The organism is Cloacibacillus sp. (genome assembly GCF_020860125.1).
Lineage (GTDB): Bacteria > Synergistota > Synergistia > Synergistales > Synergistaceae > Cloacibacillus.
In genome coordinates, this window is sequence record NZ_JAJBUX010000089.1 from 1 (window position 1) to 19,574 (window position 19,574).

Here is a 19,574-nt window from a genome sequence, read left to right on the forward strand (position 1 = left end):
GAGGCGAGGGACGGCAGCGGCATACGCGATCAGTTTACCCTCACGGTGAAAAAAAATTATCTTTCCAACCCGAAACCGGAACGGCCGACGGTGAAGACCGATACGGCGGCGCTCTCCGAGCCGGAATACTACGGCGAGAACGAGATAGAGGAATTGGCGAAGGCCATCAGCATGGATAAGAGCCTTCTGACGGCTAAAGAGGACGGCAGCGTAATTTTGCGTCAGGATGTGGTCGGCGGCGCGCTTGAATCCGTGAAAAAAGAGAACCCCGGCCTTTACTACGAGAGTGTGATGCCGGTGCCTCTCATTAAGGCAGCCTGCGGTTCAGCCGAGAGCGGACGGATTATCGCCTTTGGCTTTACTGTGAGCGGGGATAACTTCGGCAAGGCGGACAGCGCGCGGGATATTAAGGTGATGAAGGTGCTTCCGGACGGCAGGGGCGTGCTTTTCAAGGCCATCGGCGAAGAGCGCGAGATCGAAGACCGCAGCTGCGCCCTTTATAAGGACGGCGAAATATACAGCGGTCCGGTGATGCCGGAAGATAATTATGTCCTGACTCTCTTTATAAAAGACGGTGGGGAGTTCGACCTTGACGGCGCGGAAAACGGCTCTGTCATAGACCCGCTGGTGGTGCTGAAGGCGAAGGAGGCCCCCGCGCGTGAGAGTTCGTCTGGCGGCGGCTGCAGCGCCGGGTTTGGCGGAGCCGCGCTTCTCGCGCTCGCGGCGCTGCCGGTACTGCCGCGCGGACGGCGCCGGAGGTAATTTTATAAGATAATAACAGCCCGCGGTCTTATGTCAGAGGCCGCGGGCGTTTTTGTATTTTTTAGGTTATCTCCTGCCGAGCGCTTTCTCGATCAGGTCTCCCGCAACGTTTACGATATCCTTCGGCGTGCCGAAGGGCGGGGCGTAGCAGAGTTCGATGCGCGTCAGGTCGTGCGCGTCGGCGCGCATACGGATGGCGGTTGCCATCACGTCGCAGCGTTTGTCCACGCCGTTCAGTCCGGTGAGCTGAGCGCCCAGTATCCTTCCCGTGCCTTTCTCAAAGACCACCTTCATGAATATCTCCTCGGCTCCGGGGTAATAACCGGCGTGCGAGGGGTATTCGAGGCTTACGCTGCCGCAGTCTATGTTGTGGCGGCGCGCCTTCTCCTCATTGACGCCGGTGCAGGCCGCCGTTATGCCGAATATCTTCAGGATGCCGCTGCCCTGCGCGCCGTCGTAACGGCTGTCGCCGCCGAGGATATTTTCCGCCGCGACGCGCCCTTGCCTGCTGGCGGGGCCGGCGAGCGGGACAAAGTCAGCTTCGCCGGTGACGAAGTTTGTCACCTGTACGGCGTCGCCGACGGCGTAGATGTCGGGATCGGAGGTGCGCATACCCGTGTCGGTGATTATCGAGCCTTTTTTGTTCATCTCCAGCCCCGCCGCCTGCGCGAGGCCGGTGTCAGGGCGCACGCCCGCGGCGAGGATCACCATGTCGGCGCTCCTTCTCTCGGGACACATCTGCACCGCGAGACCTCCCTCGTCGTCGATGCGCCTCACCTGGCAGCCTATCTGTACGCCGACGCCGTTGTTTTCGATATGGCGCTGGACGCGCGCCGCCACATCCGTGTCGAAGGGGGCCATCAGCTTGCCGCCCATCTCGACTATGAAGGTGTCGATACCCCTCTTTTTGAGGTTCTCGGCGCACTCCATGCCGATATAGCCTCCGCCGATGACGACGGCCTTTTTTACGCCGCGCTCGGTTATCCAGCTCTTGATCGCCTTTGCGTCGCCGAGGCTTCTGAGGGTGAATACTCCCGGCAGCGCCGCCCCCGGGAACGGCGCGCGGTAGGGTTCCGCGCCGGTGGCGATCAGCAGCTTGTCATAGCTCTCAGTGTACCGTTTTCCGTGAGATTCGACGGTTACGCTCTTATTTTTACGGTCTATCGCGGTGACGCAGCTCTCCACCCGTACCTCCGCGCCGTGTCTTTCTTTGAACCCCTCCGGTGTGAATGGGGTCAGAGAGGCCGCGTCCGTTATTTCATCGCCGATGAAATAGGGAAGGCCTCAGGTTCCCAATGAAATGAAGGGTCCCTTCTCAAACATCACCACCCGGGCTTCCTTTGACAGTGAACCGATACGCGCGGCGGCTGTGGCTCCTCCGGCCACGCCTCCGATGATCACAATTTTCATATACTACCGCCTCCGCCGCCGCGCCATGACGCGCGGCGCAATATATAAACAATATGGCCGATCTGCGCCCATTTTAGTGTGCCTCCCGCGTTACGCAACTGAAAAAGGAGGGATATGGGTGCGTGAAAACACGTAACGGCGGCAAATACCCGCCGCGTCTGAAGCGGCATCAGCTCCAAACTCTCTTACCGCATAATAGCATACGGCGCCGCCAAAGCGTATGGCCTGTTTTGTCGGCCGTGACAAATGTCTCTGCGGTGTCCTGTCGGGCAGTTTTGTGAAGAACATCTTTATTGCCGCTATCTGCCAATATGTTCAAGTACAGGGTTAACAAAAACATAATATTATTATATAATGTCCAGACATTAATCATCGGCCGCGGTCCCTGACGGATAATTGTGGAGCACCACAGTGGGATCACGGTGATATAGAGCCGACCGTCTGGGCAGCATTCCTTTTCGATGCTGCCCTTTTTCGTGTTTTACATGGAAAAGGGCGCAGGGAGGGAATGTTTTTATTATGAACGGGAGGAAAGCTGTATGAGAGAGGAATGGCAGGGTTTTCGCGAGGGGAGATGGCTTGAGGCCGTTGATGTGAGGGATTTTATCCAAACAAATTACCGGCCTTATGAGGAGGGCGCGGAGTTTCTCTGCGGACCGACGGAGCGCACGGAAGCCCTCATGAAAAAACTTGAACATCTTTTTGACCTTGAACGGCAGTTTGGCGGCGTGCTGGATATCGATACGCAGACGGTGACCTCGCTGACAAATTACCGCGCCGGGTATCTGGACAAGGAGCGGGAGATCATCGTTGGCCTGCAGACAGACAGGCCGCTGCGCCGTGGCGTCAACCCCTTCGGCGGCATCGCGATGACGCGCAAGGCCTGCGAAGCTTACGGTTATTCGCTGTCTGATAAGGTGGAGAGGGAGTTTCAATACCGCACGACGCATAACGACGGCGTCTTCCGCGTCTATTCCGATGAGATCAAGACGGCGCGACACTGCGGCATTATTACGGGGCTGCCCGATTCTTACGGGCGCGGGCGCATCATCGGCGATTACCGCCGCGTCGCGCTTTACGGCGTGGACCGCCTTATAGAAGAAAAGAAAAGGGACAAGGCGCGCATCGCGGCTGCGGACGTGATGCTGCAGGATAACATACGGCTGCTTGAGGAGCTTTATCAGCAGATAAATTTCCTCGGCAAGCTCAAGGAGATGGCCTCCCTCTACGGCTTCGACATCTCCCGACCGGCGGCGAACGCCCGCGAGGCCGTGCAGTGGCTCTATTTTGCCTATCTCGGCGCGATCAAGGAGCAGAACGGCGCGGCGATGTCCATCGGGCGCGTTTCGACCTTCCTCGATATTTATTTCGAGCGCGACCTGGCGCGGGGACGGCTTGACGAGCGCGGCGCGCAGGAGATCATGGATGATTTTGTGATGAAGCTGCGCATGGCACGTCATCTGCGCACGCCGGAGTATAACGAGCTCTTCGCGGGCGATCCGATGTGGATAACGGAGGCCCTTGGCGGCGTGGGAGAGGACGGACGTACGCTGGTGACGAAGAATACCTACCGTATGCTAAACACCCTCTATAATCTGGGGCCGTCCGCCGAGCCGAATCTCACGGTGCTGTGGTCGGAGGCGCTGCCGGTGGCCTTTAAGCGTTTCGCGGCGAAGGTCTCCTGCGATACCGACGCGATACAGTACGAGAACGACGACCTCATGAGGCCGGTCTACGGTGACGATTACGCGATTGCCTGCTGTGTCTCGGCGATGCGGGTGGGTAAGGAGATGCAGTTCTTCGGAGCGCGCGCCAATCTCGTGAAGCTGATGCTGATGAGCCTCAACGGCGGGCGCGACGAGAAGAGCGGCGAGCAGGTTGGCCCCGCACACGCGCCGTATGAGGGCGAGATCCTTGAATATGACAAGGTGCTGGCGCTGATGGATCTTTACCGCCCGTGGCTTGCCGGGACCTATGTCTCTGCGATGAATATGATCCACTATATGCACGACAAATATGCCTACGAAAAGACGCAGATGGCGCTGCACGATACAGAGGTGCGCCGCTATATGGCCTTCGGCGCGGCAGGGCTCTCCGTGCTCGCCGATTCGCTGTCAGCGATAAAGTACGCGAAGGTGCGTGCGGTACGCGGCGAAGACGGGCTTGTCACCGATTTTATCACCGAGGGCGATTATCCGGCCTTTGGCAACGACGACGACCGGGTCGACGCCATCGCGCGCGAACAGATAGAGCTATTTTTCAACGAGCTGAAAAAGAACCCCGCCTACCGCGGGGCGGAGCACACACTGTCGATTCTCACGATAACCTCAAATGTAGTCTACGGGAAAAAGACCGGCTCGACGCCTGACGGGCGCAGGGGCGGCGAGCCGTTCGCGCCGGGTGCGAACCCGATGCACAACCGCGAGAAGAACGGGGCGCTGGCCTCGCTTAACTCCGTCGCCAAGCTGTCTTACGCGGCCTGCCATGACGGCATCTCCAACACCTTCTCGATTATCCCCGAGGCGTTGGGCCATTCTCAGGATGAACGGCTCGGCAACATGGTATCGGTGCTTGACGGTTATTTTGCGCAGGGAGCGCACCACCTCAACGTCAACGTGCTGAACCGCGAAACGCTCTGCGAGGCGATGGAATACCCGGAGAAATATCCGAACCTCACGATCCGCGTCTCTGGCTATGCCGTGAACTTCCATAAACTCTCGCGCGCGCAGCAGCGCGAGGTGGTTTCGCGCACCTTCCACGGCGTCATGTAGGATGAAGGGGCGCATCTGCGGTTTTCAGAGCATGGGAGCGGTCGACGGTCCCGGCCTGCGCTGCGTGGTATTCGCGCAGGGATGCCCACTGCGCTGCGCTTACTGCCATAATCCGGAGAGCTGGGCGGCGGACGGCGGTTATGTGGTCTCCGTGGATGAGCTGGCCGCGAAGATCGAACGGCTGCGCCCCTACATTATGAAAAATGGCGGTGTCACGCTCTCCGGCGGCGAGCCTCTTATGCAGCCTGATTTTGCGGCGGCGCTGTTCCGTGAGCTGAAGGCGCGCGGCTGTCACACGGCGCTTGACACCTCGGGAGCCTGCGGAACGCGCGGCGCGGCGGAGGTGCTGCGCTGTACCGACCTTGTAATCTGCGACATAAAATTCACGACGGAGGAGGGCTACGCCAGATACTGCGGCGGCTCGCTCGCGCCGGTGATGGAGTTCCTCGCGCTGACGGCGGAGATGAAAAAACCGCTGTGGCTGCGGCAGGTGATCGTGCCGGGGATAAACGACGGGGCGGCGGAGGCGGCGCGTCTCGGCGAACTGGCGCGCGGCTTCGCCAATCTGGAGCGCCTCGAACTGCTGCCCTTCAGAAAAATATGCGCCGCGAAGTACGAAAAACTTGGCATCGCCTTTCCGTTGAAGGATTATCCCGAATGTCCGGCGGAGTGGATCACGGAGCTGCAGAGGGCAGCCGGTATCTGGCGGCCATAAATATCTTATGCGGAGGTCCCGCCTATCGGCAATACTACGATTTGACTAAAGTTGTTCAAACAGGTATAATGCCTCTCGAGGTGAGAATAGTGCCGGAAGACAAGACAGTTGCCCAGAATCGAAAGGCAAGGCATGAGTATTTCATCATAGACTCCTTTGAGACTGGCATCGTTTTGTCGGGGACTGAAATAAAGTCCATCCGCGAGGGCAGGGCCAATCTTAAGGATGGTTTTGCCTCCGTAGAGGGCGGAGAGCTGTGGCTCCACAACGTCCATATCTCCCCCTATGAGAAAGGTACTATCTACAACAAAGACCCGCTGCGTCCGCGCAAGCTGCTCGTCCACAAGACGGAGATACGCAGGCTGCTCGAAAAGACGCGCGAAAAAGGCTTCACCCTCGTCCCCCTCAAAATATACTTAAAAGAGGGGAAACGGGCCAAAGTTGAGCTTGCCGTGGCAAAGGGCAAGCAGCTCCATGACAAACGCGACAGCGCCGCCGAACGCGACGCCGCGCGTGAAATAGAGAGAGCAGTCCGCCGCAAAGGCCGCGGCGAAGACTATTAACTGAACACCGGAACGCGGCTTACGAAAGCGGCCCGGCGTTTTGCACCATCCGTACCACCCACTGGGGACGACAGGTTTCGACAGCAGATGGAGGGTCGGAGGGAGCGTGCCGAGGATGGGGAATCCTCGTTAATCCGGCTCCAAAACAATAATTGTCGAAGACAATTACGCACTCGCTGCTTAGTTAAGCAGCGCGCTCTCCGGGACTTCCGCCGTCGGGTCCCGCTAGAGCGTCACAAAGATGGCTGGGATTGCGGCAGAGCTTTTCGGCTGACGTCCGAGATTCAGGAAAGGCTAGGGAAAGAGTATCCTGTCTGTGGGAGCCTCCAACCCGAAATTTAAAGCATAGACTACGCACGTAGCGCCCTCCAGGTCGGCCTCTGTTGGACCGGGGTTCGATTCCCCGCGTCTCCACCAGACATTATTATCAAGCCCCCGCAAGGGGGCTTGTTTCGTTGTTATGACTTCTCAAACATTGTATAACGCTGACTAGACTGTGATTTTTACTTTAATAGTCTTGCGTACTGGAATCTCTGCGGCGCTACGGCCTGCATACCTTGCAGGGCCGGTGACCGTCGTTTATCGCCTCGTCTCTTGTGCTGTAATAGACGGCGTTTTCCGGGGCTATCTTCTTTGCCCAGCGGCAGCTAAGCGTATGAAAGGGCTTATTATGACGCGAGGCGACATACTTTTCTCCGGCGGCGCATATAACTGCTGTCATAAGTATCGCCAGTATGACGATGGCTGTGGTCAGCCTTTTCATTTTTTTGCCTCCCTCTCTTCAGTTGAAGGTGCGGAATATTCTTGTTGTGCTCTGCCAATGTACCAACTATAGCATAATAAAGCGCGGCGAGATATTTTCTTTGGGAATGCCGGCAATAAAAATATCCGAGTATTTTTCCTTTGATCTGTGAAATTGTCACCCTTGTATCTAGTATTTCGTGAAATTTTATGTCATACTTAAACGTACACTTTAACGACGGCCGGAGGTGACGGGGCGAAGCCCCTGTTATGAAAAGAGAGAATAAGATACTTATTATTGACTGCGGTTCACAATATACACAGCTGATAGCCAGACGCGTACGCGAGCTGGGTGTTTACAGCGAGATACTTTTCTGGGATTCACCGATAGAGAAGCTCAGAGAATCAAATCCGACAGGAATTATAATTTCCGGCGGCCCGCGCAGCGTACTTGACGACGACGCGCCCGCCGTCCCGATGGAAATCCTTAACGCCGGCGTCCCCGTGCTGGGGATATGTTACGGCATGCAGCTGCTGGCGCATCAGTTCGGCGGCGCAGTCGAGCGCGGCAGCTCCGCGGAATATGGGCGCGCGGCGGTAGAAGTTGACGAGGGACGCCTCTTTACACGCTGCGGCGGTGATAAGAAACTGACGGTCTGGATGAGCCATTGGGATGAGGTAAAGAGACTTCCCGATGGCTTCAAGGTCACGGCGCGCAGTGAAAGCGGCGCGATGGCGGGCTTTGAATCGCCTGACGGCCGCGTGACGGCATTGCAGTTCCATCCGGAGGTGGCGCATACGCCTAAGGGACAGGATATCCTCTCCGCGTTTCTCTTCGATATCTGCGGCTGCACTGCAGACTGGACGCTTGGCAATGAATGGATAGACCATGAAATAGAAAAAATACGCGCGAAGGTCGGCGGCGGAAAGGTCATCTGTGGCCTCTCCGGCGGCGTCGACTCTACCGTCTCGGCGGTGATCACGCAGCGCGCCGTCGGCAGCCAGCTCCACTGTATCTTTGTCGACCATGGGATGCTCCGTAAGGATGAGGGACGGCAGGTCATGGAGACATACCGCTCGCTGAACCTCAATGTGCATTTCGTAGACGCCAGCGAGCGCTTCCTGACCGCCCTCGCCGGTGTGACGGAGCCGGAACGCAAGCGCAAGATCATCGGCGAACTCTTCATCCGCGTATTTGAGGAAGAGGCGTGCCGCCTCGGCGGCTCCGACTGGCTGCTGCAGGGAACGATCTATCCCGACGTCGTAGAGAGCGGGCACGGCGGCGGCGGCGTCATCAAGAGCCACCACAATGTCGGCGGCCTGCCCGACGATATGAAGATGGGACTGCTTGAGCCGCTGCGCGACCTCTTTAAGGACGAAGTGCGCCGCGTCGGCAAGGTGCTCGGCATCACGCCGCATTTCCTTGGACGCCATCCCTTCCCCGGACCGGGACTGGCCGTGCGCTGTCTTGGCGAGCTTAAAAAAGAGCGTCTCGACATTCTGCGTGAAGCGGACGCGATATTTATTGAAGAGATCCGCAAAGCGGGGCTCTACGATTCCATCTGGCAGGCCTTCTGTGCTCTGCTGCCGGTGCGCAGCGTCGGCGTGGTCGGCGACGTGCGCACATACGGCGAAACGATCGCGCTGCGCACCGTCTCTTCGCTGGACGCGATGACGGCGGAGTGGGTGCATCTGCCCTATGAACTGCTAGACACAGTCTCGCGCCGCATCTGCAACGAAGTCCCGCAGGTCAACCGCGTGGTGCTTGACGTAACCTCCAAGCCGCCGGCAACTATTGAGTGGGAGTAAATAAAACCATCCCGGAAACTCGCTGTTCAAGCGGATTTTCGGGGCTTCTCTTTGCCTTTTGATAACAGTTTGATAATAGGAGCATTTAGGCACTTATCCTGTGCTGCAGGTGGCTTGCAGGTGTTTTACCTGTTGCCGCTGCTCTAATCAGTACCCCCGGCTATGAACAGCGCCCCTAAACTAAGATAGTAAATTCAGCCCTCCAAGTATGGTATAAACAAACATATAAGGAGGCTTGTTCTATGTCAAAGAGGAATACAGAAAAACGTATTAAAGCCGTCGAAATGCATAAACAGGGCTTCTCAAGAAGGCATATCGCAGAAACCTTAGGAGTAAGTCCTGATTCCGTAAAGACGTGGATAGCCATGTACAAGAACGGTCAAGAGGATCTGCTTGAAGAGAATACCAAGGTTCGCTTATACAGCCAGGAACTCAAATTAAAGGCTGTCTCCGCCCACCTTCATGACGGAAGGACTCTGCATGACGTCACCGCCTCATTCGCGATATCAGACCCGTCCGTCCTCAAACGATGGTGCAGGGAGTACCGCGCGGCAGGCATAGTATCGTCTTCCGTACGCGGTCGCCCGCGCAAACATCTTGATAATCCGGAAGAAATAATAAAAGAACTGGAGATGCAGGTTGCTGTATTAAAAAAAGCTTTGGAGTTGCAAAGGAGGGGATAGAAGAAATATCAGAAATAAAAAGAGAGACTAAATATATAATCATCTCCGAGCTTTCGAACCTCTACATGATAACCGCGCTGTGCAGATTTTTATCAGTGCCGTGCTCGTCTTATTACAACTGGCGTCAGGGGCTGGAACGGAAAGACAGGGATGCGGCCCTCATAGAAACAATAAGAAAGGGGCAAAAAATCAGCAGAGGAACATACGGATACCGCAGGATGACGATATGGCTCAACGACACGCTGGGCATAACAGTCAACAGCAAACGTGTAAGGCGTGTGATGAAAAAGGCGGGGCTTCAGTCCAAGATACGAAGAGGGAAGAAATTTAAGGTAATGGACGGTACAACGTACAAGTACGACAACATCCTGAACCGGGATTTTCATGCGGAGAGGCCTAACGAAAAATTTGTCACCGATATAACGTATATAAAGACAGACAGCGGCATGGTATTCCTGTCTATGATAAAAGACCTCTTTGACAATTCGATAAGCGGTTACAGCATAAGCAGGAACAACGATCTAAAACTTGTTTCAGACAATATCATAAACGTGTTTGAGCGCATAGAGACGCAAAACGGCAGCGCCGTTATGCTGCACAGCGACCAGGGATTTCAATACACAAGCCGGTTGTATGCGCGACTGATAGAGAAATACAACATCAAAGCGTCGATGTCCAGAAAAGGCAACTGTTTCGACAATGCCGGAGCGGAAAACTTTTTCAGCCATCTGAAAGCGGAACTCATAAAACGTGTAAGGCTGAGGGATTATAGAGAGGCGAAAAAAGCCATAGATGAATATATATGGTATTACAATAACGAGAGGATACAGATAAAATTAAAAATGGCTCCGATGAAATACCTAAGCCGTTTCTGGTGCTCTAAAGAATAGGATTTTAAGTCTTGCCTGCCTGGCGGGATGATTTAGCTATCTAGGAAATGGGATGCTGTGCACTATGCCGGGGGTACTGATTAGTTGCAATCAACTGAGCAGGGAATGTTATTTTAAACCCATAACAAAATTCATTCTTGACAGTTGTAGGTTGCGTGCGTATAATAGATATTGTGGAGTTATTTATTAACCATAACATCAAAAAAGAGGTGAGGAGCTTGAAGCTTGGCGATATGGCATCCGTACGAAGCGGGTTAGTTCTCGCCCGTAAGATATCACGAGTACCAACAAAATACAGATACCCATTGCTCAATCTGCGATCTATTGCTCCGGAAGGGTATATCGATACAGTTAATCTTGATGTGTTTGATGCAGTTGAACAGTTGGCTGTAGAATATTTAACGCAAAAGGATGACGTAATAATACGGTTGAGTTCGCCATACACCACTGTCCTAATTGATGATGAAACAACCGGAATGGTGATTTCTTCAAACTTTGCGATCGTACGCACGGACAATGAACGTGTCTCGGCAGAGTATTTATTTTGGTTGTTAAGCACGCCCAACGTAAAGCGGAAGATTTTTGAAAACACCTCAAGTAATATGCTCGGTGCGATTAAGCCAAAGTTCTTTGCGGATTTTGAAATTGAACCACTTCCGCTAAACAAACAGATAGAGATAGCAACCATCAATAAGTTGGCTCGAAGAGAAAGCTTTTTGCTTACTGAGTTGGCAAAGGAGAAAGAAAAATACCATGCGGCCATTATCGAAAGGTTGCATGACGAGATGAGAAAGGAATGTGGGGTATGACTTCTAGAGCCGATATCGAACGTGTTTTATGGAGTGCTTGTGATAGTTTCCGTGGGAAAATTGATAGTTCAAGATACAAGGATTATATTCTGTCTATGTTGTTTGTAAAATATCTTAGCGACGTTTCAAAAGAAAAACGCCAAGAATATATGAGGCAGTATGATAATGATGAACGCCGTGTTGATCGCGCTATGAGTCGCGAACGGTTTACCATGGATGCCGAATCCACTTTTGATTTTCTCTATGAGAATCGCACTGCTACAGATATTGGGCAAAAAATTAACGTCGCCTTGTCTCACATAGAGGATCATAATAGCAGCAAACTACGGGGTGTATTTCGTGCGATAGATTTCAACTCTCAGGTTGATTTTGGTGAAGATGTACGTGCTAAAAATGCTACATTGCGGAACCTGCTGGACGACTTTAATGGAATTGATCTTCGGCCAAGTCAGTTGGGATCTGCCGATATTATTGGTGACGCATATGAATATATGATTGCAAACTTTGCCTCAGACGCAGGGAAAAAAGGTGGCGAGTTTTTTACTCCCAGTCAGGTTTCAGAGCTGGTTGCTCGCCTTGTCAACCCACAGGAGAACGACCGCATTTATGATCCCACTTGTGGAAGCGGTGGTTTGTTGTTAAAAGCATATAAAAAAGTGCCCAATGGAAAAGTTGCTGTTTACGGGCAAGAGTTAAATGCGCAGACGTGGGCGCTCTGCACGATGAATATGTTTTTGCATAACGTTGATGACGCAAAAATATGGCAGGGTGATACACTCTCAAATCCTCAGAATATCGAAAATGATGAGTGGATGACATTTCAAGTGGTTGTGGCTAATCCTCCATTTAGTTTGGATAAATGGGATGGTGGATTTCTATCCAACGCAGGACTAGATGCCAAGGGCAAGAAACAAGAGAAGATGACTGCTACTCTTGACCCGTGGAGGCGTTTTGACTGGGGAGTGCCGCCGGCATCAAAGGGCGACTATGCTTTTGTTTTGCACATGCTTAAAAGCCTTGACGCCAATAATGGGCGCATGGCAATTGTGCTACCACATGGAGTATTATTTCGTGGTGCCAGTGAAGGTAAAATCCGGAAGCAGATCGTTGAGCTGAATTTGCTTGATGCCGTCATTGGATTACCTGCCAATCTGTTTTATGGGACAGGTATCCCTGCTTGTATTCTCGTTTTTAGAAAAAACCGCGCTCGCCGAGACGTTCTATTCATCGATGCTTCCGGCGATGGGAACTATGAAAAAGGCAAAAACCAGAATATTTTGCGCGATAGCGATCTCGAGAAGATTGTTGAAGTTTACAATGCTCGTGAAAACACAGATAAATACAGCTATGTTGCAAGCTATGATGAGATTAAGGATAATGACTTCAACTTAAATATCCCAAGGTATGTAGATACATTCGAGGAAGAAGAATTGGTGGATATTGATGAGGTGAAGACGAATATCACCAATATAGAAGCCGAGCTTGTAGATGTGCAGGCACAGATGCAGAAGTATTTAGACGAGCTGGGGCTTTAAGGAGGATACAAAGTTGGATAGAATCACAGCAACGATAAAGGCAGCAGATGCAACTATGCGTATATATCTGCTCAAAAAGATTGGCTATAAGGGATCGTTTGAAGCTGTAGTATTCCCGAACTCTCTTGATACCGAGGTTCGTGAGGCATATGCCGATAACTTCGAAACATTTATTAGGGATAAGAGAGTGACGGAGTATGATAGTGTTCATCACGAAAAAGGCGCTATCGAAAAAGTGGAATTATCTACATTGGATTATTGGGCTAGTATGCTTGCAGCTATGAGTCAAGCCGATGGCGCTGGTGCAGTGCTTACACCAGAAAATTTTTCAGATGATTATAGCCTAATTGTTTTGGCTTATGAAAAGGCAGTTGAGCGGGACATCCAAACCGTCTATTTACTCGCTCAATATCGCAAAGTTGACGCTTGGTACAAAAAAAGTGTTAAGTTTGGTATCACGGCTAATACCTTTACTGCAAGCCATGATGATGTCTTTGTGCTTAATGGGTGTATCGATGCTGCAATAGTCGGCTCTGATGTGTATGTCTTGCAGGAGAACCAATTTGAAAAAATATTTAACTATTATGAACGATCAAAGAAGACGGTACAGAGCAACCAAGCCTATATTCAAGCGTGGGGATTCATAGACAAACCTAATGACTTTTTTAACAGCGTTCAGGGGAAGAAGGGTGCAACTACGAAACTGGCTCGCGCCTTAGACAAACGAGTGCTTGATTTTTCCACACTTGAGCCTCAAACTGTTAAGCAGAGATTAGGTGCATATGAGGAATTTGCAGCTATTACATATAACAAGCAAGATTGCATTGTGTTTAGTGCAGGCGTACGAGACTTAATCATTGATATTGTTCGCTGTGCCTATTTAAGGGGACTATTTACCGATGATGTGATTTATAGCAAAGGGGTTTAGTATGATGAAAAAAATCATCCTTTACCTGTCTGCATTTCTGCCCATGCTTTTTATTATGTGGGTACGCGAAAGCATTGCTCCTTTTTTGGATGTTTGGGCAGGTAAAATTGAGTGGACAGACTTATATCCAGGTCCGCTTTTAATTGCTGAATTGACGTTAATATCCGGAATAGCACTTGCGTTATTTTGGTTGATGAAGAACAACCGCAAAGTCGCAACTAAAAAGATAAAAATAGATGTGGTAAAGAATAGGACAGCAGAGTATTACCTTGCGTACTATTCACTGTTTATACTTTCCCTGATAGGGTTTTCCCTCGTGGATATCGTGGACATTATAGTTCTTGTTTTATTATTGACGATACTTGGAATAGTCTATATAAAAAATGAACTCTATTTTATTAACCCTACAATCAATATTTTCAGAAGCTTTATTTATGAAGTGGAGTATACTTCTGAGAAAGAGAGGCTAGGTAAGTTGCTTATTTCAAGAGACAAGCTCAAAACTGGTCAGATTGTTGACATCGAGGTCTCTGAGTTTGAGTTTACTTTTGTGAGGCGAAAAAATGAAAAATGAAATCACACAACGGCTTGATACAATTCGTCGGGGCGAGACTCCGGATGGATATAAAAAAACAGGTGTAGGAATAATTCCTAACAATTGGACAACGCGCGCTTTAAGTGATGTAATAAACAACTTACAGGCTGGCGTAAGCGTAAATTCCAATGCTAGAAATGATACAGGGTACTATGTGCTAAAGACGTCCGCTATAAGTAATGGAAAGGTTAAGCTCGAGGAAGCGAAGCCCGTTGTTGATTGTGATGTAAAGCGTCTCAAGTGTCCGGTAGAGCAAGGGTGTATTATGATTAGCAGAATGAATACACCTGCATTAGTCGGCGCATGTGGCTACGTCAATCAAAGTAGCCAACATGTTTTTTTACCAGATCGTCTTTGGCTAGCTAGAAATGCTATCCCAGATAGATGCAGTTTTGTCTGGCTAAATTATTTATTGAATAGTGCTAGATATAAGACCGCAATACAATCCTTAGCAACTGGAACAAGTAATAGTATGAAAAATATATCGAAGCAAGCCTTGCTTGAGTTGACAATATGCTTTTTGCCAATAAAAGAGCAACAAAAAATCGTCGAAATCCTCGCCGTACAGGATAAGGTTATTGAGCTGAAAGAAAAGCGAATCACAGAGAAACAACGGCAGAAGAAATATCTGATGCAGCAGCTGTTGACTGGCAAGAAGCGGCTGAAGGGATTTAGTGGTGAGTGGATTACACAAGAGTTAGGTGCTATGTTTTCAGAACGCATTGAAAAAAACTGCGAGGATTTGCAGCTGCTTGCAATTACGGGAACAAAGGGTGTTGTGCCCCGTACAGAGCTGGACTTGAAAGACAATTCGAGTGAAGATAAATCTAAGTATTTGAGAATCTGTGCTGGCGATATTGGTTATAACACTATGCGTATGTGGCAAGGCGTATCAGCTTATTCGAACTATGAGGGCATTGTGAGTCCAGCCTATACAATCTTAAAACCCAAAAACTCAGTGGATGCAAAATACTTTGCGTATCTGTTTAAGCTACAAGAGATAGTGTTCTTGTTTTATCGCTTTTCACAAGGACTTGTGGATGATACGAGAAATTTGAAGTATAGTAACTTAAAAAAAATTCACGTTAGTTATCCTATAGATATTAATGAACAGTCTGCTATTGTAGAAGTGCTCTCTACCTCTGACAACGAAATCTTGCTGCTGCAAAAAGACTTAGAGCAGGAAAAGCTAAAGAAGAAAGCCCTTATGCAACTTCTGCTGACTGGCATAGTGCGAGTAAGTGCGTAACGATCTTTGAGGAGGCGAAAACATGGACAAAGGTTTATACTTAGAAGACAATATCAGCAAAAAGCCTGCGATAGAGTTGTTGCAAGCTTTGGGATACACCTACATATCCCCGGAAGATTGTATCAAACAGCGTGGTAGCAAATATGATGTTCTGTTAAAAGACATTTTACGAGGACAGCTGCGCCGCCTCAATCGTTATGCTTATGCGGGTGCAGAAAATGAGTTTTCTGCCTCGAACATTGAACGTGCTATCGAGGACTTGAATGAGCCATTAATTGATGGGCTTGTACGCACGAGTGAAAAGATTTACGATGCACTGTTGTTGGGCAAGAGTTACCCAGAAACAGTAGGTGATGGAAAGCTATTGAGTTTTAATCTCCGATATGTGGACTGGGATCATCCAGAGAATAATCTCTTTCATGTAACAGAGGAATATGCTGTAGAGAGCCAGGACAAGCAGCATAATGCTCGTCCTGACATTGTGCTGTTTATAAATGGTATTCCTTTTGCTGTAATAGAGTGTAAAGCGCCGCATATTTCAATGGAGCAGGCTGTTGAGCAGAACATACGCAATCAGCAAAATGAGTATATCCCACAGCTTTATAAGTTCGCTCAAATTGTGTTGGCGACCAATAAAAACAATGTAAAATATGCTACCACTGCTACTCCTAAAAAATTCTGGAGTGTTTGGAAAGAACAGGATAGTACTTTCTTGGATAAGGCAATTGAGAAATTCGTTACTGATCGAATGGTAACTGAACAGGATAAGAACATCGTTGCCCTTCTGACACCAAGTCGAGCAATGGAATTAATCCGCTATTTTGTTATTTATGATGCAAATGTCAAGAAAATATGCCGATATCAACAATACTTTGCCATTAAAGAGATCATTGCCACCATCAATGAACGTACTGAAAGTGGAAATAGGCAGAGCGGTGTTGTATGGCATACACAAGGAAGCGGAAAAAGCCTGACCATGGTTATGTTGGCGAAGTATATCCTTATGGAAATGGCATCCACTAGCCCAAAGGTAATCATTGTCACCGACCGCAAAGAGCTTGATAGGCAGATTGCTGCTACTTTCTCACATACCCGCCTGAACCCAGCAAGGGCTACAAGCGGCAGGCACCTTGTAGAGCTAATCGGAAGTGGTAAGGCCGATATTGTGACTACTATAATCAATAAGTTTGACACTGCCGAGCGCTTGGATACCAAGCATATGTCCAGTGATATTTTTGTATTGGTTGATGAAAGTCATCGTTCAAATTACGGTCAACTGTCTACAAAAATGCGATCTGTTTTCCCCAATGCCTGTTATATCGGGTTTACAGGTACGCCTTTGATGAAAAAAGAAAAAAATACAATGTCTAAATTCGGCAAACTGATTCATAAATACACCATAAAAGACGGTGTGGAAGATGGCGCTATTGTTCCTCTCATTTATGAGGGACGCTTTGTGGAGCAGACTGTCGATGAGGCCAATATTGATTTGTGGTTTGAGCAAACTACAAAAAGGTTGACAGATGCGCAAAAACTGGATTTAGCCCGCAAGTGGAGCAGTATCCGGCGGCTTACCTCCACGGATGCCCGAATTAAGCGTATTGCGCTCGATATTAACAATCACTTCATTGAAGGATACAAAGATACAGGTTTCCGAGCGATGTTGGCCACAAATTATAAGCGTGATGCTGTACGCTTTTTAGAGTGTTTCGAGCAATTTGGAGACCTTACTTGTGCTGTTGTGATATCCCCTCCGGATTTACGGGAGAGTGTTGATGATGTCGACGAGGGGACTGACGATAAAGTACTTGCCTTCTGGCAGAAGATGATGCGGCAGTATGGTGATGCTGATACCTATGAGGAGTCAATAAAAAATAAGTTCTGTGATGGCGAGATAGATATTCTTATCGTATGTAGTAAACTGCTGACAGGTTTTGACGCACCTATTTGCCAAGTGCTCTATATTGATAAGGAACTAAAAGAACATGGCCTCTTGCAAGCAATCGCCAGGACTAATCGTATATGCGAAGGAAAAGATTACGGACTGATTGTTGATTATCGAGGACTAATCGAACAGCTCGACACAGCAATGGATTTATACAGCGGTGCTGGGCTTGAGAACTTTGATGGCGGAGACCTCAAGGGTGTTGTAGTGGACGTCATGTCGGCAGTCGGCAATCTAAGAAGCGCATATTCAAATTTGTGCGAGTTGCTTGTGCCTGTTTTAGAAAAGATGGATACTGAAGAAATTGAAGTGTTCCTTTCTGACGATAAGATACGTGAGCAATTTTATAATTTGCTTTGTATTTTCGGAAAAGCATTAAGTGTTGTGCTAAATTCTGACAAAGTATATGAGGCTATACCCAAAAATGAGCTAAAGAAGTATCAAGATACCTTCATACTGTTTTCAAAAATACGTCGAAGTGTTAAAATCCGATACTTTGACGCCATTGACAATAGCGAATATGAACCTTTGATGCAAAACCTATTAGATACTCACTTGTCAGTCTCCAGATTAAAACAGATCACTAGTCCAGTTGATATATTGAACAAGGATGGCCTAGAGAAGGAACTGGAAGAATTAGGGTCATTGCGTGCCAAAGCTGATGCTATACACAGCAAAATGACAAAAAGTATTAGCGAAAAATATGATGAGAATCCAGCTTACTACGACAGCTTTTCAAAAAGGATTAAAGAGGCACTGCAAGAATATAAGGACAAGGTAGTAACGGAATCTGAGTATTTAGCAAAGATGCGTAGCATCATGGATGATTATCGCCAAGGCGTGACGGATATTTCCTACCCAGTAATGATAAAAGGTAATGTTCATGCACAGGCGTTTTTTGGGGTAGTGACAGCGATTTTTTCTGAATTTGATGCTGTGATATCTGCCGATGTAACTGCTGAGATGTCTCTTAAAATAACTGAGATTATTGAAAAACACAGCAAAATCGACTGGACGCACAATAAAACTGTTCACGACCGAATTGCTCAAGACATTGACGATTTGTTTTACTATTATGAAAAGGAACATGGATTAAAGCTTCCTTTTGATGTTATTGATAAAGTTATCGAAAACATCAAAACTGTCGCCTTGAGGAGGTTTTGATTACTTATGCTTAACGACGAGATTAGAACAATCTCATTTTCAGGAACGAATATTGAATATCTGCTGAAGCGAAAGCCAGTTAAGAACTTGAATTTGAGGATACATTCTGATTGCAGTATTGTTGTTTCCGCAAGTGAAAAAATTCCTGTTGATAAGGTCGATACCTTTGTAATGGAAAAAAGTGCCTATATTATTTCATCTTTACAGCGGTTTAAGAGGATTGAAGAATATGAAATGCCTCCTAAACGATACATCAGCGGAGAGACATTTGATTTTTTGGGGCGAGGGATTCGACTAAAAGTGCAGCAAGGGACAAAAGATAACGTCTTTTCGGATGGAATATATCTTTATCTGACGGTTACAGCTCAGGATGATTATTTCAAAAAGGAGAAACTTGTTCAGAAATTCTTAGATAAAGAATGTTGTCGAGTGTTTTCTGAGACAATACAGCAACTTTTCCCGATGTTTCAAAAGTACGGTGTGAATATGCCAACCCTAAGAATACGCACTATGAAAACAAGATGGGGATCATGCTCACCATCCAGAGGTATCATTACGCTCAATAAAAAGCTATTAGAGGCACCGAGAAACTGTATAGAGTACGTTATATTACATGAGTTTTGCCACTTCATTCACCCAAATCATTCAAAGCAGTTTTACAGTTTTGTAGCTATGTTAATGCCGGATTGGAAAGAAAGAAAAACTCAGCTCGATAAAAATGCAGTCCATGGGTTATAAAGCATAGGAGGTGATTAAACTGTAGGGTTTAGCGGAAATAAGTATTGAGAAATATGCGTGTATTTGGTATGGTTACAATCAAGATTAGCAGAAAACGAGATGGCAGAAAAGTTGATATAACATCTCTGTTTAACCCGCAAACCTACGGCAAAGACACAGTGAATGCGGTCTATGATAGCGACATAATGATAGACTTTTGATAGCAAAAGTTCGGCAACCCGTTAGGATAAAGCTAACTGAAATCATATCGAATCAAATGGAATCAAA

17 protein-coding genes and 1 other RNA gene are annotated in these 19,574 nt (G+C 48.7%); 15 read left to right on the forward strand and 3 right to left on the reverse strand.

Going from position 1 to position 19,574, the window contains the following annotated elements:
- A partial coding sequence (locus LIO98_RS11330; RefSeq protein ID WP_291957071.1) for a Synerg-CTERM sorting domain-containing protein occupies positions 1 to 762 on the forward strand: 762 nt, incomplete at its 5' end.
- A gap of 66 nt (positions 763 to 828) precedes the next feature.
- Here the strand turns inward: LIO98_RS11330 and LIO98_RS11335 are convergent.
- Both LIO98_RS11335 and LIO98_RS11340 read right to left on the reverse strand, forming a co-directional pair.
- Positions 829 to 2,031, reverse strand: coding sequence for an FAD-dependent oxidoreductase (locus tag LIO98_RS11335; protein ID WP_363304335.1), 1,203 nt, complete (start codon positions 2,029 to 2,031; stop codon positions 829 to 831).
- 15 nt (positions 2,032 to 2,046) lie between these two features.
- Entirely contained in the window at positions 2,047 to 2,172 is a 126-nt protein-coding gene (locus LIO98_RS11340; protein WP_084002275.1) for an FAD-dependent pyridine nucleotide-disulfide oxidoreductase, read from the reverse strand.
- Positions 2,173 to 2,711: 539 nt separating this feature from the next.
- Between LIO98_RS11340 and pflB the strand changes: the two genes are divergently transcribed.
- From pflB to ssrA, 4 genes are all read left to right on the forward strand, one after another.
- Complete coding sequence (pflB, locus tag LIO98_RS11345; RefSeq protein WP_291957075.1) at positions 2,712 to 4,943, forward strand: formate C-acetyltransferase; 2,232 nt, start codon at positions 2,712 to 2,714, stop codon at positions 4,941 to 4,943.
- Position 4,944: 1 nt separating this feature from the next.
- Complete coding sequence (gene pflA / locus LIO98_RS11350; RefSeq protein WP_291957077.1) at positions 4,945 to 5,658, forward strand: pyruvate formate-lyase-activating protein; 714 nt, start codon at positions 4,945 to 4,947, stop codon at positions 5,656 to 5,658.
- A gap of 68 nt (positions 5,659 to 5,726) precedes the next feature.
- Complete coding sequence (gene smpB, locus LIO98_RS11355) at positions 5,727 to 6,221, forward strand: SsrA-binding protein SmpB (RefSeq protein ID WP_066743924.1); 495 nt, start codon at positions 5,727 to 5,729, stop codon at positions 6,219 to 6,221.
- Between the two features lie 63 nt (positions 6,222 to 6,284).
- Positions 6,285 to 6,638: a transfer-messenger RNA gene (gene ssrA, locus LIO98_RS11360) on the forward strand.
- A 124-nt stretch (positions 6,639 to 6,762) separates the two neighbouring features.
- Here ssrA and LIO98_RS11365 read toward each other — a convergent pair.
- The gene (locus LIO98_RS11365) at positions 6,763 to 6,984 is read right to left on the reverse strand and encodes an Ada metal-binding domain-containing protein (RefSeq protein WP_291957081.1); all 222 of its coding nucleotides are present in this window, start codon (positions 6,982 to 6,984) and stop codon (positions 6,763 to 6,765) included.
- A 248-nt stretch (positions 6,985 to 7,232) separates the two neighbouring features.
- Between LIO98_RS11365 and guaA the strand changes: the two genes are divergently transcribed.
- From guaA to LIO98_RS11415, 10 genes are all read left to right on the forward strand, one after another.
- Positions 7,233 to 8,771, forward strand: coding sequence for a glutamine-hydrolyzing GMP synthase (guaA, locus tag LIO98_RS11370; RefSeq protein ID WP_291957085.1), 1,539 nt, complete (start codon positions 7,233 to 7,235; stop codon positions 8,769 to 8,771).
- A 242-nt stretch (positions 8,772 to 9,013) separates the two neighbouring features.
- Positions 9,014 to 9,454, forward strand: coding sequence for a helix-turn-helix domain-containing protein (locus LIO98_RS11375; RefSeq protein WP_291957089.1), 441 nt, complete (start codon positions 9,014 to 9,016; stop codon positions 9,452 to 9,454).
- A gap of 14 nt (positions 9,455 to 9,468) precedes the next feature.
- Positions 9,469 to 10,344 carry an IS3 family transposase gene (locus tag LIO98_RS11380; RefSeq protein ID WP_291957131.1) on the forward strand — a complete coding sequence of 292 codons (876 nt, stop codon included), beginning with the start codon at positions 9,469 to 9,471 and terminating at the stop codon, positions 10,342 to 10,344.
- Between the two features lie 218 nt (positions 10,345 to 10,562).
- Positions 10,563 to 11,153, forward strand: coding sequence for a hypothetical protein (locus LIO98_RS11385; RefSeq protein ID WP_291957092.1), 591 nt, complete (start codon positions 10,563 to 10,565; stop codon positions 11,151 to 11,153).
- Positions 11,141 to 12,688: a type I restriction-modification system subunit M gene (locus tag LIO98_RS11390; protein ID WP_291957095.1), complete on the forward strand. Its 1,548-nt coding sequence runs from the start codon at positions 11,141 to 11,143 to the stop codon at positions 12,686 to 12,688. Before LIO98_RS11385 ends, LIO98_RS11390 begins: the two co-directional genes overlap by 13 nt.
- Positions 12,689 to 12,701: 13 nt before the next feature.
- Positions 12,702 to 13,616 (forward strand): Kiwa anti-phage protein KwaB-like domain-containing protein, encoded by a 915-nt coding sequence (locus tag LIO98_RS11395; RefSeq protein WP_291957098.1) that lies wholly within the window; start codon positions 12,702 to 12,704, stop codon positions 13,614 to 13,616.
- 4 nt (positions 13,617 to 13,620) lie between these two features.
- Positions 13,621 to 14,190 (forward strand): hypothetical protein, encoded by a 570-nt coding sequence (locus LIO98_RS11400; RefSeq protein ID WP_291957101.1) that lies wholly within the window; start codon positions 13,621 to 13,623, stop codon positions 14,188 to 14,190.
- A complete protein-coding gene (locus LIO98_RS11405) occupies positions 14,180 to 15,460 on the forward strand; it encodes a restriction endonuclease subunit S (protein ID WP_291957105.1) in 1,281 nt (426 codons plus the stop codon). Before LIO98_RS11400 ends, LIO98_RS11405 begins: the two co-directional genes overlap by 11 nt.
- 22 nt (positions 15,461 to 15,482) lie before the next feature.
- Positions 15,483 to 18,569, forward strand: a complete 3,087-nt coding sequence (locus LIO98_RS11410) for a type I restriction endonuclease subunit R (RefSeq protein WP_291957108.1) — start codon at positions 15,483 to 15,485, stop codon at positions 18,567 to 18,569.
- A gap of 6 nt (positions 18,570 to 18,575) precedes the next feature.
- A complete protein-coding gene (locus LIO98_RS11415) occupies positions 18,576 to 19,307 on the forward strand; it encodes a SprT family zinc-dependent metalloprotease (protein ID WP_291957111.1) in 732 nt (243 codons plus the stop codon).
- The last annotated feature ends 267 nt before the right edge of the window (positions 19,308 to 19,574 follow it).

Bases quoted from the DNA above. Each gene is read 5' to 3' on its own strand.
- LIO98_RS11340 (WP_084002275.1), bottom strand. From the start codon at position 2,172: ATGAAAATTGTGATCATCGGAGGCGTGGCCGGAGGAGCCACAGCCGCC.
- pflB (WP_291957075.1), top strand. From the start codon at position 2,712: ATGAGAGAGGAATGGCAGGGTTTTCGCGAGGGGAGATGGCTTGAGGCC.
- pflA (WP_291957077.1), top strand. From the start codon at position 4,945: ATGAAGGGGCGCATCTGCGGTTTTCAGAGCATGGGAGCGGTCGACGGT.
- smpB (WP_066743924.1), top strand. From the start codon at position 5,727: ATGCCTCTCGAGGTGAGAATAGTGCCGGAAGACAAGACAGTTGCCCAG.
- LIO98_RS11365 (WP_291957081.1), bottom strand. From the start codon at position 6,984: ATGAAAAGGCTGACCACAGCCATCGTCATACTGGCGATACTTATGACA.
- guaA (WP_291957085.1), top strand. From the start codon at position 7,233: ATGAAAAGAGAGAATAAGATACTTATTATTGACTGCGGTTCACAATAT.
- LIO98_RS11375 (WP_291957089.1), top strand. From the start codon at position 9,014: ATGTCAAAGAGGAATACAGAAAAACGTATTAAAGCCGTCGAAATGCAT.
- LIO98_RS11390 (WP_291957095.1), top strand. From the start codon at position 11,141: ATGTGGGGTATGACTTCTAGAGCCGATATCGAACGTGTTTTATGGAGT.
- LIO98_RS11400 (WP_291957101.1), top strand. From the start codon at position 13,621: ATGAAAAAAATCATCCTTTACCTGTCTGCATTTCTGCCCATGCTTTTT.
- LIO98_RS11405 (WP_291957105.1), top strand. From the start codon at position 14,180: ATGAAAAATGAAATCACACAACGGCTTGATACAATTCGTCGGGGCGAG.
- LIO98_RS11410 (WP_291957108.1), top strand. From the start codon at position 15,483: ATGGACAAAGGTTTATACTTAGAAGACAATATCAGCAAAAAGCCTGCG.
- LIO98_RS11415 (WP_291957111.1), top strand. From the start codon at position 18,576: ATGCTTAACGACGAGATTAGAACAATCTCATTTTCAGGAACGAATATT.